The 18918-nt window shown below is 39.1% G+C and carries 20 protein-coding genes; 12 read left to right on the top strand and 8 right to left on the bottom strand.

What is annotated here, in order from left to right:
- Positions 1–4: 4 nt before the first annotated feature.
- Genes M1E86_RS08845 through hemA form a run of 7 tightly spaced genes read right to left on the bottom strand, consistent with a single transcriptional unit; the run spans position 5 to position 6617 of the window.
- Complete coding sequence (locus M1E86_RS08845; protein WP_125891053.1) at positions 5–739, bottom strand: tetratricopeptide repeat protein; 735 nt, start codon at positions 737–739, stop codon at positions 5–7.
- A 20-nt stretch (positions 740–759) separates the two neighbouring features.
- Positions 760–1662: a TIGR01212 family radical SAM protein gene (locus tag M1E86_RS08840; protein ID WP_125891052.1), complete on the bottom strand. Its 903-nt coding sequence runs from the start codon at positions 1660–1662 to the stop codon at positions 760–762.
- Between the two features lie 12 nt (positions 1663–1674).
- Entirely contained in the window at positions 1675–2529 is an 855-nt protein-coding gene (kdsA, locus tag M1E86_RS08835) for a 3-deoxy-8-phosphooctulonate synthase (protein WP_004255137.1), read from the bottom strand.
- A 46-nt stretch (positions 2530–2575) separates the two neighbouring features.
- A complete protein-coding gene (gene sirB1, locus M1E86_RS08830; protein ID WP_125891051.1) occupies positions 2576–3385 on the bottom strand; it encodes an invasion regulator SirB1 in 810 nt (269 codons plus the stop codon).
- A gap of 22 nt (positions 3386–3407) precedes the next feature.
- On the bottom strand, positions 3408–4241 hold the full coding sequence (prmC, locus tag M1E86_RS08825) for a peptide chain release factor N(5)-glutamine methyltransferase (protein ID WP_213912803.1): 834 nt from the start codon (positions 4239–4241) through the stop codon (positions 3408–3410).
- Positions 4241–5323 carry a peptide chain release factor 1 gene (gene prfA, locus M1E86_RS08820; protein ID WP_125891049.1) on the bottom strand — a complete coding sequence of 361 codons (1083 nt, stop codon included), beginning with the start codon at positions 5321–5323 and terminating at the stop codon, positions 4241–4243. Before prfA ends, prmC begins: the two co-directional genes overlap by 1 nt.
- A 31-nt stretch (positions 5324–5354) precedes the next feature.
- Positions 5355–6617, bottom strand: a complete 1263-nt coding sequence (hemA, locus tag M1E86_RS08815) for a glutamyl-tRNA reductase (RefSeq protein ID WP_125891048.1) — start codon at positions 6615–6617, stop codon at positions 5355–5357.
- Positions 6618–6819: 202 nt separating this feature from the next.
- On the opposite strand from hemA, the gene M1E86_RS08810 reads away from it, so the two are divergent.
- From M1E86_RS08810 to prs, 4 genes are all read left to right on the top strand, one after another.
- Positions 6820–7173, top strand: coding sequence for a hypothetical protein (locus M1E86_RS08810; protein ID WP_319862340.1), 354 nt, complete (start codon positions 6820–6822; stop codon positions 7171–7173).
- A gap of 68 nt (positions 7174–7241) precedes the next feature.
- Positions 7242–7898 (top strand): lipoprotein insertase outer membrane protein LolB, encoded by a 657-nt coding sequence (lolB, locus tag M1E86_RS08805; protein WP_413776203.1) that lies wholly within the window; start codon positions 7242–7244, stop codon positions 7896–7898.
- The gene (gene ispE / locus M1E86_RS08800; RefSeq protein WP_213912804.1) at positions 7895–8770 is read left to right on the top strand and encodes a 4-(cytidine 5'-diphospho)-2-C-methyl-D-erythritol kinase; all 876 of its coding nucleotides are present in this window, start codon (positions 7895–7897) and stop codon (positions 8768–8770) included. Before lolB ends, ispE begins: the two co-directional genes overlap by 4 nt.
- Before the next feature lie 56 nt (positions 8771–8826).
- Entirely contained in the window at positions 8827–9774 is a 948-nt protein-coding gene (gene prs / locus M1E86_RS08795; RefSeq protein WP_004910604.1) for a ribose-phosphate diphosphokinase, read from the top strand.
- Positions 9775–10065: 291 nt separating this feature from the next.
- Here the strand turns inward: prs and ychH are convergent, their stop codons facing one another.
- Entirely contained in the window at positions 10066–10338 is a 273-nt protein-coding gene (ychH, locus tag M1E86_RS08790; RefSeq protein WP_213912805.1) for a stress-induced protein YchH, read from the bottom strand.
- A 299-nt stretch (positions 10339–10637) separates the two neighbouring features.
- Here ychH and pth point away from each other — a divergent pair, with 299 nt between their 5' ends.
- The 8 genes from pth to M1E86_RS08750 all read left to right on the top strand — a co-directional run bounded on the left by pth (position 10638) and on the right by M1E86_RS08750 (position 18915).
- Positions 10638–11228, top strand: coding sequence for an aminoacyl-tRNA hydrolase (gene pth, locus M1E86_RS08785; protein ID WP_125891044.1), 591 nt, complete (start codon positions 10638–10640; stop codon positions 11226–11228).
- Positions 11229–11330: 102 nt separating this feature from the next.
- Positions 11331–12422 (top strand): redox-regulated ATPase YchF, encoded by a 1092-nt coding sequence (ychF, locus tag M1E86_RS08780; protein WP_213912806.1) that lies wholly within the window; start codon positions 11331–11333, stop codon positions 12420–12422.
- 930 nt (positions 12423–13352) lie between these two features.
- Positions 13353–13691, top strand: a complete 339-nt coding sequence (locus tag M1E86_RS08775) for a helix-turn-helix domain-containing protein (protein WP_125891042.1) — start codon at positions 13353–13355, stop codon at positions 13689–13691.
- 76 nt (positions 13692–13767) lie between these two features.
- Positions 13768–14301 carry a fimbrial protein gene (locus tag M1E86_RS08770; RefSeq protein WP_125891041.1) on the top strand — a complete coding sequence of 178 codons (534 nt, stop codon included), beginning with the start codon at positions 13768–13770 and terminating at the stop codon, positions 14299–14301.
- A 171-nt stretch (positions 14302–14472) separates the two neighbouring features.
- A complete protein-coding gene (locus tag M1E86_RS08765) occupies positions 14473–14904 on the top strand; it encodes a fimbrial protein (protein ID WP_248468362.1) in 432 nt (143 codons plus the stop codon).
- Between the two features lie 38 nt (positions 14905–14942).
- Entirely contained in the window at positions 14943–17444 is a 2502-nt protein-coding gene (locus M1E86_RS08760) for an outer membrane usher protein (protein ID WP_213912807.1), read from the top strand.
- A 70-nt stretch (positions 17445–17514) separates the two neighbouring features.
- Complete coding sequence (locus tag M1E86_RS08755) at positions 17515–18246, top strand: fimbria/pilus periplasmic chaperone (protein ID WP_426099338.1); 732 nt, start codon at positions 17515–17517, stop codon at positions 18244–18246.
- 45 nt (positions 18247–18291) lie between these two features.
- The gene (locus M1E86_RS08750) at positions 18292–18915 is read left to right on the top strand and encodes a fimbrial protein (protein WP_213912808.1); all 624 of its coding nucleotides are present in this window, start codon (positions 18292–18294) and stop codon (positions 18913–18915) included.
- Positions 18916–18918: the final 3 nt, after the last annotated feature.

The raw sequence follows: 18918 nt of genomic DNA, 5'->3' as shown, positions 1-18918 counted from the left end.
GCTATCACTCACTGAAACAAAACATCTCATTCCCTGCATTTTTTCCTTTTTCGCAGGCTATTTCTCTTAATTTTTTTGCTTTCGCTTGGTCGATGGTGACTGTTCCTGTGTTATCTTCAGAAAATTTAAATGCAGCCATCCACTCTGCATAGCCCGGATAAGTCATCTCATTTGCTTTATCAAACCATTGCTGTGCTTGCTTTTCGTCTTTTGCAACGCCTTTACCATCTAAATAGATAACACCAAGCAAAACAGGCGCAATGAAATAATCCGGGTTATTTAACGCATTAACTTCATTAAGAAGTTCTATCGATTGTTGATAATCCGTTTTGCCTGCAATTGGATTTATCAATGACTCTGCTAAACTGATTTTTCCACGCGTACTGCCCATTTCAACCGCTTTTGTCGCGTATTTACGGGCATCAGCCAATTCCTGCGAAAAATAACTATCACTTAATAGATTGATATCTGCCAATAATGCATAACCATCCCCATTACCATTTTTTGCCGCTTCATTTGCCCATAAACGCGCACTGTTAAGATTTTGTAGGACACCTAAACCGGAAAAATACATTTGAGCAAGTTGATACTGAGCAAGGGCATCTTTCTTGACTGCTTTTTGGTGAGTTTGTACAAATTTTTGTTTATCTTCAGGAGTAATATCAAGTTGAGCTATGGCTTGAAAAGAAAACGTAATTAGAGATGAAACGATAATAGCTTTATAATAATTTGATTTCATAGTTGTTCTCATTAAAGAAGTCAAAGCGCGGAGCCTTGCCCGCCCCATTTTAAGAAATATTGATATAAATTATTCATTCCCACCCAATGATTTTCACACCAGTTCGGGGCGAGCAAAGTTGGCTTTCTTGCACTGGCACTGATACGGTGGTAGACAATGTCAGTCGGAGTATGGCGCACCATTTCACCCGCAATTTCAGTATATTCATCCAGAGAAAGCGTTGCCAAACGTCCTGCTCGCCAACTTTTGGCCATCACACTACCTTCGACAATATGTAAAGGGTGAAGTTTGATGCCATCCGTTCCGCACTCAAGGACTTTATCAAGTGTTTGCATATTCATTTGGGCATTTTCACCGGGTAACCCGCAAATCAAATGTGTACACACTTTTAGCCCAAGGCTGCGGGCTTTTTGCGTTGTTTGTTGGTATGCATCAAAACCATGACCGCGATTAATACGATGTAGCGTTTTATCATGAGCACTTTGTAAACCTAGCTCAAGCCATATTTCATAGCCTTGCTGTTGATATTGGCTTAGCAAAGATAACACTGAATCAGGAACACAGTCAGGACGAGTACCTACACATAAACCAATAATATCGGCTTGCAGTAAGGCTTCTTCATAAAGTTGTTTTAATAGGCTCACTTCGGCATACGTGCTGGTATAGGCTTGGAAATAAGCTAAATAACGTTTTGCGCGGGAAATTCGGGTGATCTGTTGGTGAATTTGTTCACTAATAGTTTGAGATGACTGACTTTCATCAGCAAAAGAAGCTACATTACAAAAAGTGCAGCCTCCTCGCCCGAGGGTGCCATCACGGTTTGGGCAATTAAAACCACCATGTAAGGTAATTTTATAAATCTTTTCACCATATCGGCGCTGCAAATCAGCGCCGAACATAGAAACGACTTCAGTGAGTTGCATAAGCCGCCTAACTTAGCGACTCGTATCTAACTCAGGGAAGCTTTTTACAACTTCGTCGATTGCTTTCATTTGCTTTAAGAATGGTTCCAGCTTATCTAATGGCAGTGCTGATGGGCCATCGCAACGTGCGTTGTCTGGGTCTGGATGCGCTTCAAGGAATAACCCGGCAATTCCAACCGCCATTCCAGCTCTTGCCAATTCAGCAACTTGGCCACGACGACCACCAGATGCTGCGCCGAACGGGTCGCGGCATTGCAGTGCATGGGTCACATCGAAAATGACAGGACAGCCTTTTGATGCTTGAACCATGACATTAAAACCAAGCATATCTACAACGAGGTTGTCATAACCAAAGTTTGCACCGCGATCGCAAAGAATAATTTTATCGTTCCCACCTTCGATAAATTTCTCAACGATATTTCCCATTTGTCCTGGGCTGATAAACTGAGGTTTTTTGATATTAATTACTGCGTCTGTTTTAGCCATGGCTGCAACTAAATCTGTTTGGCGAGCCAAGAAAGCCGGTAATTGAATAACATCAACAACTTCGGCAACAGGAGCCGCCTGTGCTGGCTCATGAACATCTGTAATGATTTTTACGCCAAATGTTTGTTTCAACTCTTGAAAAATTTTCATTCCTTCTTCAAGACCTGGGCCACGGTAAGAGTGGATTGATGAGCGGTTTGCTTTATCAAATGATGCTTTAAAAACGTAAGGGATCCCCAACTTTTGGGTCACAGTGACATAATGCTCACACACTTTCATCGCCATATCGCGAGATTCTAATACATTCATTCCACCAAATAACACAAACGGCAAGTCGTTCGCGACATTGATATCACCAATATTGACTACTTTCTGCTGCATACTCTTACCTTTCATATTGAAACAGGGACATTGGCCTGTATGTTAATTAATGTAATACGATTGGATGATTATCCAACGAATAAATTTGTATTTTAATCATTTCAGAAACCGGGTCTTCTGGGCAGTGCTCAATAAAGTAATTGAGGTCACTTAACGCCACATGATTACAGTCTAAATGTGCAAGAATTAACCCTCGATCACGAATTTCGTAAGGGTCTTCAGGGTCAAGCGTCAGAAGCGTTTCACAAACTCGCAGCGCTAATTCCATCTTTTTCTCTTCCATTAATGACGCTTTCAATGTGTCAAAAATTTTACGGATGACAACGCTGTTTTCTGCTACATCCAATTGGTCATGGTAAAATTCAGAAAAAGGATCAACGGTTCCTTTGAGCCATAAATTTAATGTGTGTAATGACAAAGACTCACCATTTACAGGGTTAATTACCCATTGGCTGCCATCATTTCTTTCACTGATAAATAATAATTGTGTAGGAAAAATAGCGGGATAAATCGCAATATCAAGGCGCTCGGCAACATACAAAAAGATGGCTCCGAGTGTCACTGGCGTACCTTGCTTAGATGACAGTACTTTGTCTAGCCATAGCATATCTGATAACAGATAAATACCTTCAGCTGGGCCAAATGACCATTCTTGGTAAAAAAGTGAGGTTAACTGCTGAATTTTTGTTTCGTTATCAGCGGTTAAATCGATACAAGACTTGGCTGATGAGACTAAGCCGTCTAACTGAGCTTGCACTTTCATCAGCGGGAAATCATGACGGATACATTGTGAAACAGTCATGATCCCTTCACTTAAAGGGAGTTGATTAAATTCTATATTCGCTATGGTTTTCATTACATTCCCAGTGCTATGCCACTTAACCATTCCATTGACCGAGTGAAATTCGCTCTCTTCCACCATAATCAAGACAGGTCTCAATTTTGGTGTACCCATGTACTTTAAACAAATCACGCACCGCAAGACCTTGTGTCCAGCCATGCTCAAGAAGCAACCACCCTTGATTTTTAAGATATTTTCTGGATTCTTTAATGATGTAAATTAGATCGGCCAAGCCTTCATCCTTAGCCACCAGAGCGGTTAACGGCTCAAATCGCACATCACCTTCACTGAGGTGAATATCATTTTCATCAATATAAGGTGGATTACTGATAATCATATCAAATTGTTGAATTGATAGTGAAGCAAACCAATTACTTTGTATAAAATTGACATTGGAAATATTCAAACGCTGTTGATTTCGTTGTGCTAAAGCAACCGCATCAGGATTAAAATCCACACCAATAACCTGACTTTTCGGCATTTCCGATGCTAAGGCCAATGCAATCGCCCCTGTCCCAGTGCCTAAATCTAAAATGTGATTTTTTTGCTCTGTTAACCGAGATAAGGCTTGTTCAACAATACATTCAGTATCTGGCCGAGGTATTAATGTTGCAGGAGAGACATAAAGAGGAAGGGACCAGAACTCACGTTCACCGACAATATAGGCGATAGGCTCACCTTTCTCACGGCGTTGCAAAAGTAATTCAGCCCGTTGGAATTCTTCGACGTTGAGCTCTGTCTCCCCAAATGCAAAAAGATAGGTACGACTACGGCCTGTGACATGTTCCAGTAAAATTTCAGCATCTCGCTTCGCGCTGTCACTTGCAGACAGCCGATTAGCTGCCTGCTTGACCCATTCGGTATACTGCATTATTCCTGCTCAGACAACGCAGAAAGTTGGTCTGCCTGATATTCGTTGATGATAGGTTGGATAAGAGAATCCAGTTTTCCTTCCATTACTTCATCCAAACGGTATAACGTCAAGTTAATACGGTGATCGGTCACTCGGCCTTGAGGGAAATTATAGGTACGAATACGGTCAGAACGGTCACCAGAACCTAAAAGATTACGGCGCTCAGAAGCCTCTGCGGCTTGGCGTTTATCCATTTCAGCTTGGCGAATACGTGCACCTAATACAGACATCGCTTTTGCTTTATTTTTATGCTGTGAACGCTCATCTTGGCACTCAACAACGATACCGGTTGGTATATGGGTAATACGAATTGCAGAATCGGTGGTGTTAACGTGCTGACCACCCGCGCCTGATGAACGGAAGGTATCAATACGTAAGTCCGCAGGGCTGATTTCAGGCAACTCAGCTTCCGGTAGCTCAGGCAAAATCGCCACAGTACAAGCAGATGTATGAATACGACCTTGAGATTCAGTTTCAGGAACACGTTGAACACGATGGCCGCCCGACTCAAATTTTAAGCGTCCATAAACGCTATCACCCGAAATTTTCGCGATAACTTCTTTAAAACCGCCATGTTCACCATCACTCGTGCTCATGAGTTCAACACGCCAACGGTTGTTTTCCGCATAACGGCTGTACATACGGAATAAATCACCCGCAAAAATTGCTGCTTCGTCTCCCCCTGCTCCTGCACGGATTTCAACGAAACAGTTATATTCATCATCAGGATCTTTCGGCAACAGCAACAATTGTAATTGCTGTTCAAGCTCTTCATTGCGCGCTTTAGCTTCTTTTAGCTCTTCTTGAGCCATTTCTTTCATTTCAGGATCGTCTAACAACATTTCAGCTGTTTCGATGTCATCCTGTACTGTGCGCCACGCGCTAAAACATTTAGCAACATCAGATAATTGAGCATATTCTTTTGATAAAGCACGAAAACGGTCTTGATCGGAGATTACCCCTGCATCAGCAAGGTGCGCTTCAATTTCTTCGTAGCGTTCTTGTAATGCTTCTAGTTTTGCGACAATAGAAGGCTTCATTCGTTATATAAGACCTATGATTAAAATGTGGTTATTGATGGTCCAGCCCTAAGCTGTCCCTAAGTAGATTTAGACGCTCAATATCGCCATTTCCTGCAGCTTGCTGCAAAGATTTAGTTGGAGCGTGAATAAGGCGGTTGGTTAATTGTTGCGATAATTGCATGATCACTTGCTCAGGATCTGTACCTTGACGGATAGCCGTCAAGGCCTTTTCAGCCATGTTTGCCCGAATGGCCTCAGCTTGTTCTCTGTAATCGCGAATTGTAGACACTGCCGCTTGTGAGCGCAACCAATCCATAAAGTGGCTACTTTCTTGCTCAACAATGTATTCAGCTTCAACGGCTGCGGCTTTTCGCTGAGCAAGGTTCTGTGCGATGATAGACTCTAAATCATCCACAGTATAGAGATAAACATCTCTTAATTTTTCAACATCTTGTTCGATATCACGTGGAACGGCAATATCGATTAATAACATCGGTTTGCTACGGCGTACTTTCATTGCACGCTCGACCATCCCTTTCCCAATGATAGGTAAAGGACTCGCCGTTGAACTGATGACAATATCCGCTTCAGCTAAACGGTTATCAATATCCGATAACGAAATGACTTGCGCATTGACCTCATTGGCCAATAGCTCCGCTCGCTCACGTGTTCGGTTCGCTATCATCATTTTTTGTACGCCGTGTTCACGCAAATGACGCGCCACAAGTTCAATAGTTTCCCCTGCGCCAACTAACAAAATATTTAAATGCTTAAGTGATTCAAATATTTGACGAGCAAGCGTACAAGCCGCAAATGCTACGGAAACGGCATTTGCACCAATATCGGTTTCTGTACGTACACGCTTTGCAACAGAAAACGATTTTTGGAAAAGGCGTTCAAGTTCGCTCGATAACGAATGGTTACCTTGCGAAAGTGCAAATGCCTTTTTTACTTGCCCTAATATTTGCGGTTCACCCAGAACCAAGGAATCCAAACCACTCGCCACACGCATTAGGTGACTCACCGCTCGGTCGTCTTGGTGCCAATATAAACTTGGCTGTAAATCTTTTTGGGTTATACCATGAAAATCACACAACCATTTTACTAGCTGTTCTTGAGCTCGCTCTTGTGATTCAAGGCTCAAATAAAGCTCAGTTCTATTACAGGTAGACAGCACAACGCCACCATTAACTTGAGGCTGTTTGAGAAGCTCCTCAAGTGCATGGTCAATTTTTTCAGGACCAAATGTTACCCGCTCACGCAGGGCTACTGGTGCTGTTTTATGGTTGATGCCTAAGGCTAATAAGGTCATTGTGCTTTACGACTTACTCACATTGCTTACAGTGCTAATTATTTTCAGTAATGCTCGATGGGTATTTCCCCACCAATTTAGCAATACTGTTATTTATATTGTTCTATTGTAGATGATCCGCGTCTCTCTTTCTACGGTTTGCATAAGCCTATCCTTCAGAAAGATGACCCACGCCAAAAAATAAACCGAAAAAATAGACGTAATGGCGATTTTATCAATCAAAACCGAACATAATTTTATCGTTTATCTATGTTATATAAAACTGATTATCAGCCATATCATTATTAACTATAATAAATTAACTGCGATAAGATGCATAGAGGATGCTATTATTTCGCACAGAAAGCAAATGGTGACGGGTGAAGTCTATCCTGATAACTTAACGTCACATGAGACCAAACTGGATTGGCCTAATAACATTTTTTTGGAAACCATTCCCCCCGTCAATACACTATGTTATTTGTATACAAACGGTAAATCATTTACAGGTTTTTATCCGCAAGGTATATCATCTGGTGCAATAAATGACTCTGATGGCCTTAATGCGCTAAACTGAACATCTTTAAATGCAAGTAACTCAATTAGAGACTGCTATCAGCGCCCAATACAACTTTGAGATTTGATATGCAATTAACTCAAACTTTGCCCTTTATGCACATAAATAAACATTTTTTTCGCCTATTGCCACTTTCATGTGTCTTGCTAACCGCCTGCGTGACAACGTCACAAACAACCACTAAAGGAACCAGCTCCGCATCCGATGCTAAGTGGAAAGCACATCAACAAGAATTGAGTCAGTTACGTGACTACCAGACACGTGGCTCCTTTGCCTATAATGGAGGGGAGACAAAAACGTACGCTAAGTTTTTTTGGCAACAATATACGCCAGAAAAATACCGTTTATTGTTAACTAATCCGTTAGGCTCCCGCGAACTTGAACTGACCGTTGAACCTGATTTAGCTCGACTCACCACTAAAGATGGCCAAACTCATATGAGTGACGTACCAAGCGAACTTATTTATCAGCTCACTGGTATGGAAATTCCAATTGATGACCTAACCGCATGGTTAACAGGCTCCCCTGGGCGTGCTACTGATTTCACCTTAGATGAAAATCACCTGCTAAAAAGTGTCACATTTAAAAGTAATAGTGAAACATGGCAACTCAACTATATTTCCTATGACAGCAAAACAACACCAATGCTGCCGAATTACCTTGAGTTACGCCAAGGGGACAGGCTTATCAAATTGAAAATGGATAGTTGGACACTGAAAAAATGACGTTAACATGGCCTTCTCCGGCAAAATTAAATCTTTTTTTATACATCACAGGCCAACGCCCTGATGGTTATCATGAGTTACAAACTCTATTTCAATTTGTTGATTATGGCGATGAAATCACCATCACAACACGTGATGATAACCACTTAAATTTATTGACCGATATGCAAGGGGTTCCCCCCGAGAAAAACCTAATTTTACGCGCAGCTAAATTATTACAGTCCTATTGCCGTGAGACCTTACAGCACAGAGCCCCATTAGGTGCTGATATCCATATCCATAAAATATTACCCATGGGCGGTGGTATTGGTGGGGGCTCATCAAACGCAGCAACCACCTTAATTGCGCTTAACGAACATTGGAACACACAGGTTTCTGATGAAGTCCTTGCACAATTAGGCGCATCATTAGGTGCAGATGTCCCTGTGTTTGTTCACGGGCATGCTGCTTTCGCCGAAGGGGTTGGCGATATTTTAACCAAAGCTTCCCCTATAGAGAAATGGTATCTGGTCGCTCATCCCGGAATTGAAATATCAACCCCGATGATCTTCACAGATCCACAATTAAATCGAAATTCTCCAAAACGCTCCCTAGCCGCATTATTACTGGCTCCGTACGCAAATGACTGCGAACCAATCGCAAGAAAACGTTTTCGTGAGGTTGAACAGCTTGTTTCTTGGCTGTTAGAATATGCTCCGTCTCGCCTTACAGGAACAGGCGCATGTGTTTTTTCTGAATTTGAAACACAAGCGGATGCCCTGCAGGTGTTAAATAAAGCCCCATCGTGGGTGCAAGGGTTCGTCGCTCAAGGCGTTAACGTTTCCCCACTGCACAAGTTCCGCGCTGGGATAACCCGTGTATTGCACCAATAAGCCTTGTCGCTATTGGTCAACAATATCTCTCTGGACGCAAGCCTGAGGTTTTTCTCGTGCCCGATATGAAGCTTTTTGCTGGTAACGCTACACCGGAACTAGCACAACGTGTTGCTAACCGCCTTTACACTAATCTTGGAGACGCGGCTGTTGGTCGTTTTAGCGACGGCGAAGTCAGTGTTCAAATTAATGAAAATGTCCGCGGTGGTGATATTTTTATCATCCAGTCAACTTGTGCACCAACCAATGATAACCTGATGGAACTGGTTGTTATGGTCGATGCCCTACGCCGTGCATCTGCTGGTCGTATTACCGCTGTTATCCCTTACTTCGGTTACGCAAGACAGGATCGTCGCGTACGTTCTGCCCGTGTACCAATCACCGCTAAAGTTGTTGCCGATTTTCTGTCAAGTGTAGGTGTAGACCGTGTGCTCACTGTCGATTTACACGCAGAGCAGATCCAGGGCTTCTTTGATGTTCCTGTGGATAATGTATTTGGTAGCCCTATTCTTCTGGAAGATATGTTGCAGAAGAATTTGGAAAACCCAATTGTTGTATCTCCAGACATCGGCGGCGTGGTACGTGCTAGAGCTATCGCAAAACTCCTGAACGACACTGATATGGCTATTATTGACAAACGTCGCCCACGTGCGAACGTTTCTCAAGTTATGCATATCATTGGTGATGTTTCAGGCCGTGATTGCATCTTAGTGGACGATATGATTGATACCGGTGGTACTCTGTGCAAAGCAGCTGAAGCGCTGAAAGAACGTGGTGCAAAACGTGTATTTGCATACGCAACACACCCGATTTTCTCAGGTAATGCTGTAGACAACATCAAAAATTCAGTCATTGATGAAGTCATTGTTTGTGACACTATCCCTCTTTCTCCTGAAATCAAGGCGCTGAGCAATGTTCGTACCTTAACGCTTTCAGGTATGTTAGCTGAAGCTATCCGTCGTATCAGCAATGAAGAGTCAATTTCAGCAATGTTTGAGCACTAATTCTCTAGTATTGAGTTTTAGCGTGCAATCGTGATGAAAAAGTCACAATAAAAATATAAGCCCCTGCAATAACATTTGCAGGGGCTTTATGATTGCATAACATAAATACCTATTTTTATACTTTATAGCCAACCAATCGATAATTTTCAGCTTATCATGGCATAAAAATAACCATCTAAAAAACTCACAGCATTCTCGACAGAAGAGCAAAACTCTTATGAGTTTTACTCCTCTTAATGCCTAATTATCAAACTCGTCCACCATTATCAGCAATTAATTGCTCTAGATTATTTATGGATAGCGGTGATTATCTCTGCGTGAATGATAATGTTGTTTTAACTGCCAGTAACGGTCTGCAACTTTTTCACGGCCGCCGATCCTAGCCCCCACTAACCATACCATCGCACCGATAAAAATGCCGAATAAGGAACCATTAGTGATAAGTTCTGAAAGGCCTAAGTTAACAATATGAGAGAATAAGTTGACACCGATACTCCCGATCATCAACACCATTCCGATCCCCATAAAGATATTACCAAGAATATATGCGTTTTTCCGTTTCATATATACCTCCAGTACCAGTAAACTGATAAGTAAGCATGTGTAAATAAATTCGGTCGTACTTTATATTTATGTAATGATTATAGTGCATTAAGTAAAATTTTTTGCGATGAGCATCACAAGGAAGGAAGTTAGCAAGAATATCTACACAAAAAGTGCTTTTCATCAAAAAATCAGAAAACCCGAATAGTTTTTATGGCAATTATAATCATGGTGATTTTATCTATTACAATTTTGTACATCCTGCATTTCACAAGGTAAACTAGGGCATTATTTTCATAACTGATAGTGAAATCACCACCGTGAGCAAAATTAAGTTAATTGTTGGACTTGCCAACCCGGGTGCTGAATATGCACAAACGCGCCACAATGCCGGTGCATGGTATGTTGATTTATTGGCTGAGCGCCATAATCAGCCGCTGAAAGAAGAAGCTAAATTTTTTGGTTATACCGCACGCATTAATATGGGCGGTAATGACATTCGACTGTTGGTTCCAACCACATTTATGAACCTAAGTGGTAAATCTGTCGCCGCTATCGCCAATTTTTATCGCATCAATCTCGATGAAATTTTAGTCGCCCATGATGAGCTCGATTTACCACCTGGTGTGGCTAAAATGAAGTTAGGTGGCAGTAATGGCGGCCATAATGGTTTGAAAGATATTCAAAGTAAATTCGCCAATAACCCGAATTTTTATCGTTTACGCATTGGCATTGGCCACCCTGGTGATAAAAACAAAGTCGTTGGCTTTGTTTTGGGAAAACCGCCTTTATCTGAACAAAAACTCATTGATGATGCGATTGATGAAGCCGCTAGGTGTACAGATATTCTTCTACAAGAGGGTATGGACAAGGCCATTAATCGTTTACATGGTTTTAAAGCAACCACATAAGAGTTCATTTCATCCGAATCAACTTTTTGTGTATAATCAGCGCCAATTTCTAAACACTGGGTGCAGCACGTGGCTGCCCCTTGCTATTAAGGTGAGAAACATATGGGTTTTAAATGCGGTATCGTTGGTCTGCCTAACGTGGGTAAATCCACCCTATTTAATGCATTGACCAAAGCCGGCATCGAAGCAGCCAACTTCCCTTTCTGTACGATTGAACCAAACACGGGTGTTGTGCCAATGCCAGACCCACGTCTTGATCAATTAGCTGAGATTGTGAAGCCACAGCGTATTTTACCAACGACCATGGAGTTCGTGGATATCGCGGGCTTAGTAAAAGGCGCCTCCAAAGGTGAGGGTCTGGGTAACCAATTTTTAACGAATATCCGTGAAACCGAAGCCATTGGTCATGTTGTCCGTTGTTTTGAAAACGACAATATCATTCACGTTGCAGGCCAAGTTGACCCTGCCGCAGATATTGAAGTCATTAATACTGAATTAGCACTTGCTGACCTTGATACTTGTGAACGCGCTATTCATCGTGTCCAAAAACGCGCAAAAGGCGGCGATAAAGACGCAAAAGCAGAGTTAGAAGCCTTAGAGAAATGTTTGCCGCACTTAGAGCAAGCAGGAATGTTACGCACATTAGATTTATCTGCTGAAGATAAAGCGGCTATCCGCTACTTGAGCTTCTTAACATTAAAGCCAACGATGTACATTGCTAACGTCAATGAAGATGGCTTTGAAAATAACCCATTCTTAGATGTGGTTTATAAAATTGCAGAAGCCGAAGGCTCTGTAGTTGTTCCCGTCTGTGCAGCGATTGAGTCTGATATTGCAGAACTTGAAGACGAAGAGCGCGATGAGTTTATGGCTGATTTAGGTATCGAAGAACCAGGTTTAAACCGTGTTATTCGTGCTGGATATGAGCTATTAAACCTACAAACCTACTTTACTGCGGGCGTTAAAGAAGTTCGTGCATGGACTATCCCTGTTGGTGCTACTGCGCCACAAGCTGCGGGTAAAATCCATACTGACTTCGAAAAAGGCTTTATCCGTGCTCAAACTATCGCATTTGATGATTTTATCCAGTACCGTGGTGAGCAAGGCGCAAAAGAAGCCGGTAAAATGCGCGCAGAAGGTAAAGACTATATTGTAAAAGACGGCGATGTACTCAACTTCTTGTTTAATGTGTAAACTTATATTGTAGGTTTACCCTCAAGTAAAAATATCATTAATCAAAAAACAGCATAATATTTGATTTATAAATATAATGCTGTTTTACCTTCTGTTATACCAAAAATACTCACCATTTCTTCTCCTTCTTTTTCTAATTCCAAATAAATAGAATTTAACCTACCTTTATATAATTTCAAATTAACAGTGCTAACAAAGCAAAGTTAAAAAATGTCAGACCAATGGCCAGACCAAGTCATATCTTAAAATATGATAGTAGAAATAGAACACATACCTGTATTTGTTTACTACTTTCAGTAACTCTCTTACTAGGTATAGAGTAAGTCAGAAGAGGCCATAACAATAGCTTTAAGTAAATAGAGCCCTATGGTTTCCCTGTTATAAAAGCATAAATTTTTAGATACGTAAGGAATGGTAAGAAGCCACACATCATCTCCACTAGCTAGTACCATGATTTAATTGTATTTTTTTGTAGATTATTACTCCTATTACAGGTATTAACTAATCACTTGATTTTTCTGCTTATTTTTCATTCCATTCCACTTTTAAAATTATAATTACACTCTCGACGTGTGTTTTTTTGATTAAAATCAATTATTACCGTTACAAATTGAGAGTATTTATTAAAATTTATTAATTTCAGTTAAAAATACTATTTTTAGCATCACTTGTAGTTTAATAAGCTAGTAAGCTAACATCTAATTTTGATTTCAAAAAAATTGATAGAAACATCGAATATTTATAAGTTATTGTTAAATAATAAAAATGATTGAATTGTAAAAAGTGTAAATATAAACAGCTAATTAGATTTCATTCTTTTGGGTTGTTTGATTTAAAAAAAACTACTCATTATAATTGTAAGCACTTAAAGGGAATGCATAAAAGCAAAGTAATTTATTTAATTATTAAACTGAGACCTTTTCATTAATTATGAGTAAAGTTAATAGGGTTATATCCAAATGTGAAACACAAGATAATCTATTTTCTATTTACTGTGGATTAGTTATAAGAAAAATACGCAAAGAGAATGGTATTACAGCTTATGAACTTGCAAAGAAAGTAAATATTTCACAGCAACAGATGTCACGTTATGAACGCGGAATAAATAAAATTAGCATTGATATGCTATTTAATTTAAGCGTAGCACTCGATTGTCCATTTGAAAGAATTATTAAACTTATTATTGCTGAAGTTCAAAAGTCCCCTTCGGATGATGTAATTTCTTTAAGAAATAAGATATCAGCCTCTGATACAATTTATTTTTATTAGTCCATTTAAATATATTTTATTTAAAAATGCATATAAATATTTATATGTATATCTATACTTATCGTTTGAGGAAAAAATGAAAAAAATTATTTTAGCAACCATGATTTCTGGTTTAATGAGTACATCTGTTTTAGCTGTTGATGCAGGGAGTGGTACGGTAACATTTTCTGGTTCTATTATTGACGCGCCATGCTCTATTGCACCCGGTGAAGAAAATCAAGAGGTCCCATTAGGCCAAGTATCTAATGTAACTTTAGATAATGGTGGTGAATCCTCTGCACAACCGTTCCAGATTAAATTGGAAGGTTGTAACCTGAAAGGTGATAATCAAGTTGCTGTCACCTTCAAGGGAACTGAGGCAGGGAAAGATACTGGTTATTTACAGATTACAGGTGATGCTACAGGTGCCGCAGTGAAGATCATGAATTCATCAGGCGCTCAAATTAAAGTTAACTCTAGTGCAAAGCAAAATTATGTTGAAGGAAATAATACATTAAAATTCCAAGCATCCTTAATTGGGCTTAAGTTAGTTGATGCACAAAGCAAAGTTATTCCAGTAACACCAGGAAAATTCCAAGCAGTCACTAACTTTACATTAGCATATAATTAAATAATTTTTTATAAAATGCTATCTCACCACGAGGTTAATAAATCTCGTGGTGTATATTTTAATGGTTATAATATGATAACAAAGAAAAAAGAAACTATTTTGTCATTGTGTTTTTTCTTACTATTACCCTTTTTTAAATGTGCTTTTGCAAAGAGTTCAATGGATTTGATAATGCAAGGTAGCATTATGGATACAGCGTGTAGTATTGATACTGGTTCTTATGAACAATCCATTGATATGGGTATATTACCACTGTCATTAATACAGCAAGAAGGACAAGGACAGGCACAGGATTTTTTTATTACATTAATTGGTTGCAGACTAACATCTTATACAGGCGAACTTTGGAAAACATTTGAAGTTTCATTTGATGGGCCTGTTAGTGGGGATTTTTTTTCGGTATCGGGTTCTGCACAAGGGATAGCATTATTATTAACTGAACCGAATGGAGAATATATTTACCCAGGAAAAAAAACATTACCGAAAAGTATAAAACCCGGGAAATATATTCTGAATTATCAGTTAAAAGTTGTTTCAAATGACACACCGTTACGTGCTGGACAGTATCAGACATCGATCCGTTTCAAACTGGATTATTACTAATAATAAATAAATTATTGCTATATTTTAGGAATGTTTTTATGTCTTCGTTACCTATTTACACACCAAAATTAAAATTGTTAAGTATTCTTATTGGGTTAACAGTCAGTTGTGTGACTTTAACGAGCAATGCGAATAATTATATTGAATTCAATACTGATGTTTTAGATTTAGAAGACAAAAATAACATTGATTTAAACCAATTCTCACGCGCCGGTTATATTATGCCTGGGGTTTATAATTTCACTTTAAAAGTTAATAATGAACAAATATCTGATATTAACATCCCCTATTATTCTGGTGAGAACGATCCTGATGAAAGTCAGCCTTGTTTATCCCCAGAACACGTTAAGCTGCTCGCGCTTACTTCAGAGTCACAGAAAAAATTAACATGGTGGCATGAAGGGCAATGCCTTAATGAGAATAGTTTGCCGGGATTACTACTACGTGGTGATTTAGCTACGTCATCTTTATATGTCAGTATTCCTCAAGCCTACTTAGAATACACATCAGAAAACTGGGATCCCCCTTCTCGCTGGGACAATGGAATATCAGCTTTACTGATTGATTATAATCTGAATGCAAATTCCACAAATTCCTATAATGGGGGACCGAATTCATCTTCAGTAAATAGTAATGGTGTAGCCGGTATCAATTTAGGTGCTTGGCGATTTAGAGCTGATTGGCAAAGTCAATATAACCATACGACAGGAAGTCAAGGCCGCCACCAATCTGATTTCACATGGAATCGTTTTTACGCCTACCGAGCTCTATCTGAATTAAAGGCTAAACTCGTACTGGGTGAGGATTATTTGGCCTCAAATATTTTTGATGGTTTTAGATTTATTGGCGCTAGCTTACAATCTGAGTTAAGCATGATACCACCGAACTTACGTGGATATGCCCCAGAAATAACAGGAATAGCACAAAGTAATGCTACAGTCACTGTTATGCAACAAGGACGGATATTGTATGAAACTCAAGTTGCGCCGGGTCCTTTTCGTATCCAAAATTTAAGTGACGCCATAACTGGAACGCTCAATGTTGCCATAAAAGAGCAAGATGGTTCTATTCAAGAATTTCAAGTTGATACTGCAAATTTGCCTTATCTAACAAGACCTGGACAAGTTCAATATAAATTTGCACTAGGCCAGCCAACGAATATTGATCGCCAAAGTGAAGGGGAAAATTTCATTACAGGTGAATTTTCTTGGGGCATAAGCAATGGTTGGTCTTTAATTGGTGGTAGTTTAAATAGCCAAAATTATAATGCATTATCAATGGGATTTGGGCGAGATTTGCTCGCACTCGGTGCTCTTTCATTTGATGTTACTCAATCTATTGCCCGTTTACCCGGTGAAGGAACATTAAGTGGCAGCTCATACCGAATAAACTATTCTAAACGATTTGAAGAATTCGATAGCCAAATACAATTCGCAGGTTATCGCTTTTCAGAACGAAGTTATATGAGTATGAGTGAATTCTTAAATACTCAAAAAACAGGACTACGTAATTATGGAAGTAAAGAGCTATACACCATATCAGTCAATAAAAATTTTCAGGATATAGGATTATCATTATATTTAAATTATAACCATCAGACGTATTGGGATAAAAAAGATAATGATTATTACAGTTTAATGCTATCCAAATATATGGATATTGGCCCAATAAAAAATATGAGTATTAGCTTATCTGCAAATCGTAGTTTTTATAATGGTGTAACCGATGATAGCGCTTATGTATCATTATCTTTCCCACTAAGCAACGGAGCGAATGTGGGTTATTCGATGAATACAAGCCGCTATGATACGACTAATCGTGTTTCTTATTATGACAGATTAGATGATAGAACAAATTATCAGGTCAGTGCAGGTGCAAATCGAAAAGGTGGAACTGCAAGTGCTTTTATTTCGCACCAAGGAGATAGCGCTCGCTGGTCAGTTAATGCAAACCATATAAATAACCAATATAGTGCTTTTGGCCTTTCCACTTCAGGTGGCTTAACTTTAACAGGTAAAGGTACGGTTACACATAGAATAAATAATCTCGGGGGAGCTCGTATATTAGTTGATACTGATGATGTTCCAAATATTACGATTCGTGGTATTGGCGTTCCTGTTGAATCAAACCGATTTGGGAAAGCAGTTATTTCGGATGTCAGTAGCTACTATCGAAATAAGGCGCAAATTGATTTAAATAAACTACCTGATGATATTGACGCCCAACAATCCGTTATTCAAGCAACACTAACTGAAGGTGCGGTTGGATATCGTTCATTTTCGGTTATTTCAGGTCAGAAAATTATGGCTGTTATCGCACTTACTGATGGTTCTCATCCTCCATTAGGTGCTCAAGTAACAAACAATAAAAAGCAAAACGTTGGGATTGTAGGTGATTTGGGTAATACTTATATAAGTGGAGTTCATCCTTCAGAAACAATGAATGTAACATGGGGTAAAAATATGTCATGTGAAATAACTTTCCCTTCTGAATTAATGAATCGAGAAATTCAAGATAATTTATTACTTCCTTGTAACTAGGTAACAAAAACAATGGCCAAGTAATTATTTATTTTAAATAGATAAAAGTAATATAAAAGGTAATAACAAAATGAGTATCAAAAAAACATTAATGAGTCTTTTTTTAGGATCTTTAACCCTAAGTGGTTTTTCAGAGGCTGCGGTATCATTAGATAGAACACGAATTATCTTTGATGGGGAGAACAAATCTATCTCTTTAAATATTAACAATAACAATAAGCAACTTCCTTATCTTGCTCAAGGCTGGATTGAAAATGAAGAAAGTAAAAAAATAACATCGCCATTAATTGTATTACCACCCGTTCAGCGATTAGAACCAGGAAAATCCAGTCAAATGAAAATTGAAGCTCTACCTGATATAAAAAACTTACCTCAGGACAGAGAGTCTTTATTCTATTTTAATATGCGTGAGATCCCACCTAAGAGTGATAAACCAAACACTTTACAGATTGCATTACAAACAAAAATAAAGTTATTTTATCGCCCTGAAGCAATTGCACCTCAGCAAAATAGTGCACCTTGGCAAGAAAAATTGCTACTTGAAAAAAAAGGGAACCTAGTTTTTATTAAAAACCCAACACCTTATTATGTCACAATAATTAATGCGGGGGCTCACGAAAATACAAATGCAAAAGAATTTAATCCAATTATGATTACTCCTTTTAGTGAAAACAATATTGGAATGACGAAAGAGCAACTAGGTAATACCCCCGTAATTACTTATATTAATGATTATGGTGGTCGACCAAAATTAACCTTTGATTGTAAAAATACAATCTGTACTGTTATTAACAAAAATTAATTAAGTTAACAGTAAAAGAATGTAAAGCTAAATGAGGACATATTTATGAGTTCAAAGATATACCACTGGATACGTTCCAAACATATAGTTATTTCACTTTGCTTAACTACAATATTGCCGGCAACCGCTGGCAATAATAATCTGTTTAGGCCTACAGATGGTTGGGAAGTTGATGGTCAGCACGGGGTCATCCATGTTTCAGGCTCGTTGACTGAAAACCCATGCGAATTAGCGATGAAATCTAGTAACCAATCAATTTCGCTAGGAAATATATCATTCAGTGAATTAAATTCCTCTGAGCAAGTGATGCAGCCTATTCCATTCCAAATTCAGTTGTTAAATTGCCTACAAGTTCAAACCGAACTTCAAAATTTCCAAACTGGAAAAATGGTATGGAGTAGCACACAGCCTGCTGTCAAAATAAAGTTTTTAGCGGTAAGTGAACCTGAGCATTCCAATATTATTCGAGTCAACGGGGCATACGGCTTTGGGTTGCAAATAGCAAATTCAACAGGGAAAATATTACCAATAGGTAAAGAAAGCAACCCTACGTTAATCGCATCGGGCCAAAATAGCCTAATTTATTATGTCTCAGCGATAAGAACGTCCGGCCCACTCATACCTGGTGCTTTTTCTGCTTTAATTGCTTTTGAAATGCTATATGATTAACGT

Source organism: Providencia sp. PROV200 (assembly GCF_049901995.1).
GTDB classification, from domain to species: domain Bacteria; phylum Pseudomonadota; class Gammaproteobacteria; order Enterobacterales; family Enterobacteriaceae; genus Providencia; species Providencia rettgeri_E.
Note: the sequence above shows the minus strand (reverse complement) of the source record. Positions and strands in the feature narration are given on the sequence as shown.

Excerpts from the sequence above, each read along its gene's own strand:
- M1E86_RS08845 (WP_125891053.1), bottom strand. The coding sequence starts at position 739 with ATGAAATCAAATTATTATAAAGCTATTATCGTTTCATCTCTAATTACG.
- M1E86_RS08840 (WP_125891052.1), bottom strand. The coding sequence starts at position 1,662 with ATGCAACTCACTGAAGTCGTTTCTATGTTCGGCGCTGATTTGCAGCGC.
- M1E86_RS08765 (WP_248468362.1), top strand. The coding sequence starts at position 14,473 with ATGCAAGGTAGCATTATGGATACAGCGTGTAGTATTGATACTGGTTCT.
- prmC (WP_213912803.1), bottom strand. The coding sequence starts at position 4,241 with ATGCAGTATACCGAATGGGTCAAGCAGGCAGCTAATCGGCTGTCTGCA.
- lolB (WP_413776203.1), top strand. The coding sequence starts at position 7,242 with ATGCAATTAACTCAAACTTTGCCCTTTATGCACATAAATAAACATTTT.
- M1E86_RS08750 (WP_213912808.1), top strand. The coding sequence starts at position 18,292 with ATGAGTTCAAAGATATACCACTGGATACGTTCCAAACATATAGTTATT.
- M1E86_RS08770 (WP_125891041.1), top strand. The coding sequence starts at position 13,768 with ATGAAAAAAATTATTTTAGCAACCATGATTTCTGGTTTAATGAGTACA.
- M1E86_RS08755 (WP_426099338.1), top strand. The coding sequence starts at position 17,515 with ATGAGTATCAAAAAAACATTAATGAGTCTTTTTTTAGGATCTTTAACC.
- prfA (WP_125891049.1), bottom strand. The coding sequence starts at position 5,323 with ATGAAGCCTTCTATTGTCGCAAAACTAGAAGCATTACAAGAACGCTAC.
- M1E86_RS08760 (WP_213912807.1), top strand. The coding sequence starts at position 14,943 with ATGTCTTCGTTACCTATTTACACACCAAAATTAAAATTGTTAAGTATT.
- hemA (WP_125891048.1), bottom strand. The coding sequence starts at position 6,617 with ATGACCTTATTAGCCTTAGGCATCAACCATAAAACAGCACCAGTAGCC.
- sirB1 (WP_125891051.1), bottom strand. The coding sequence starts at position 3,385 with ATGAAAACCATAGCGAATATAGAATTTAATCAACTCCCTTTAAGTGAA.
- ychH (WP_213912805.1), bottom strand. The coding sequence starts at position 10,338 with ATGAAACGGAAAAACGCATATATTCTTGGTAATATCTTTATGGGGATC.
- ychF (WP_213912806.1), top strand. The coding sequence starts at position 11,331 with ATGGGTTTTAAATGCGGTATCGTTGGTCTGCCTAACGTGGGTAAATCC.
- ispE (WP_213912804.1), top strand. The coding sequence starts at position 7,895 with ATGACGTTAACATGGCCTTCTCCGGCAAAATTAAATCTTTTTTTATAC.
- M1E86_RS08775 (WP_125891042.1), top strand. The coding sequence starts at position 13,353 with ATGAGTAAAGTTAATAGGGTTATATCCAAATGTGAAACACAAGATAAT.
- M1E86_RS08810 (WP_319862340.1), top strand. The coding sequence starts at position 6,820 with ATGGCGATTTTATCAATCAAAACCGAACATAATTTTATCGTTTATCTA.
- kdsA (WP_004255137.1), bottom strand. The coding sequence starts at position 2,529 with ATGCAGCAGAAAGTAGTCAATATTGGTGATATCAATGTCGCGAACGAC.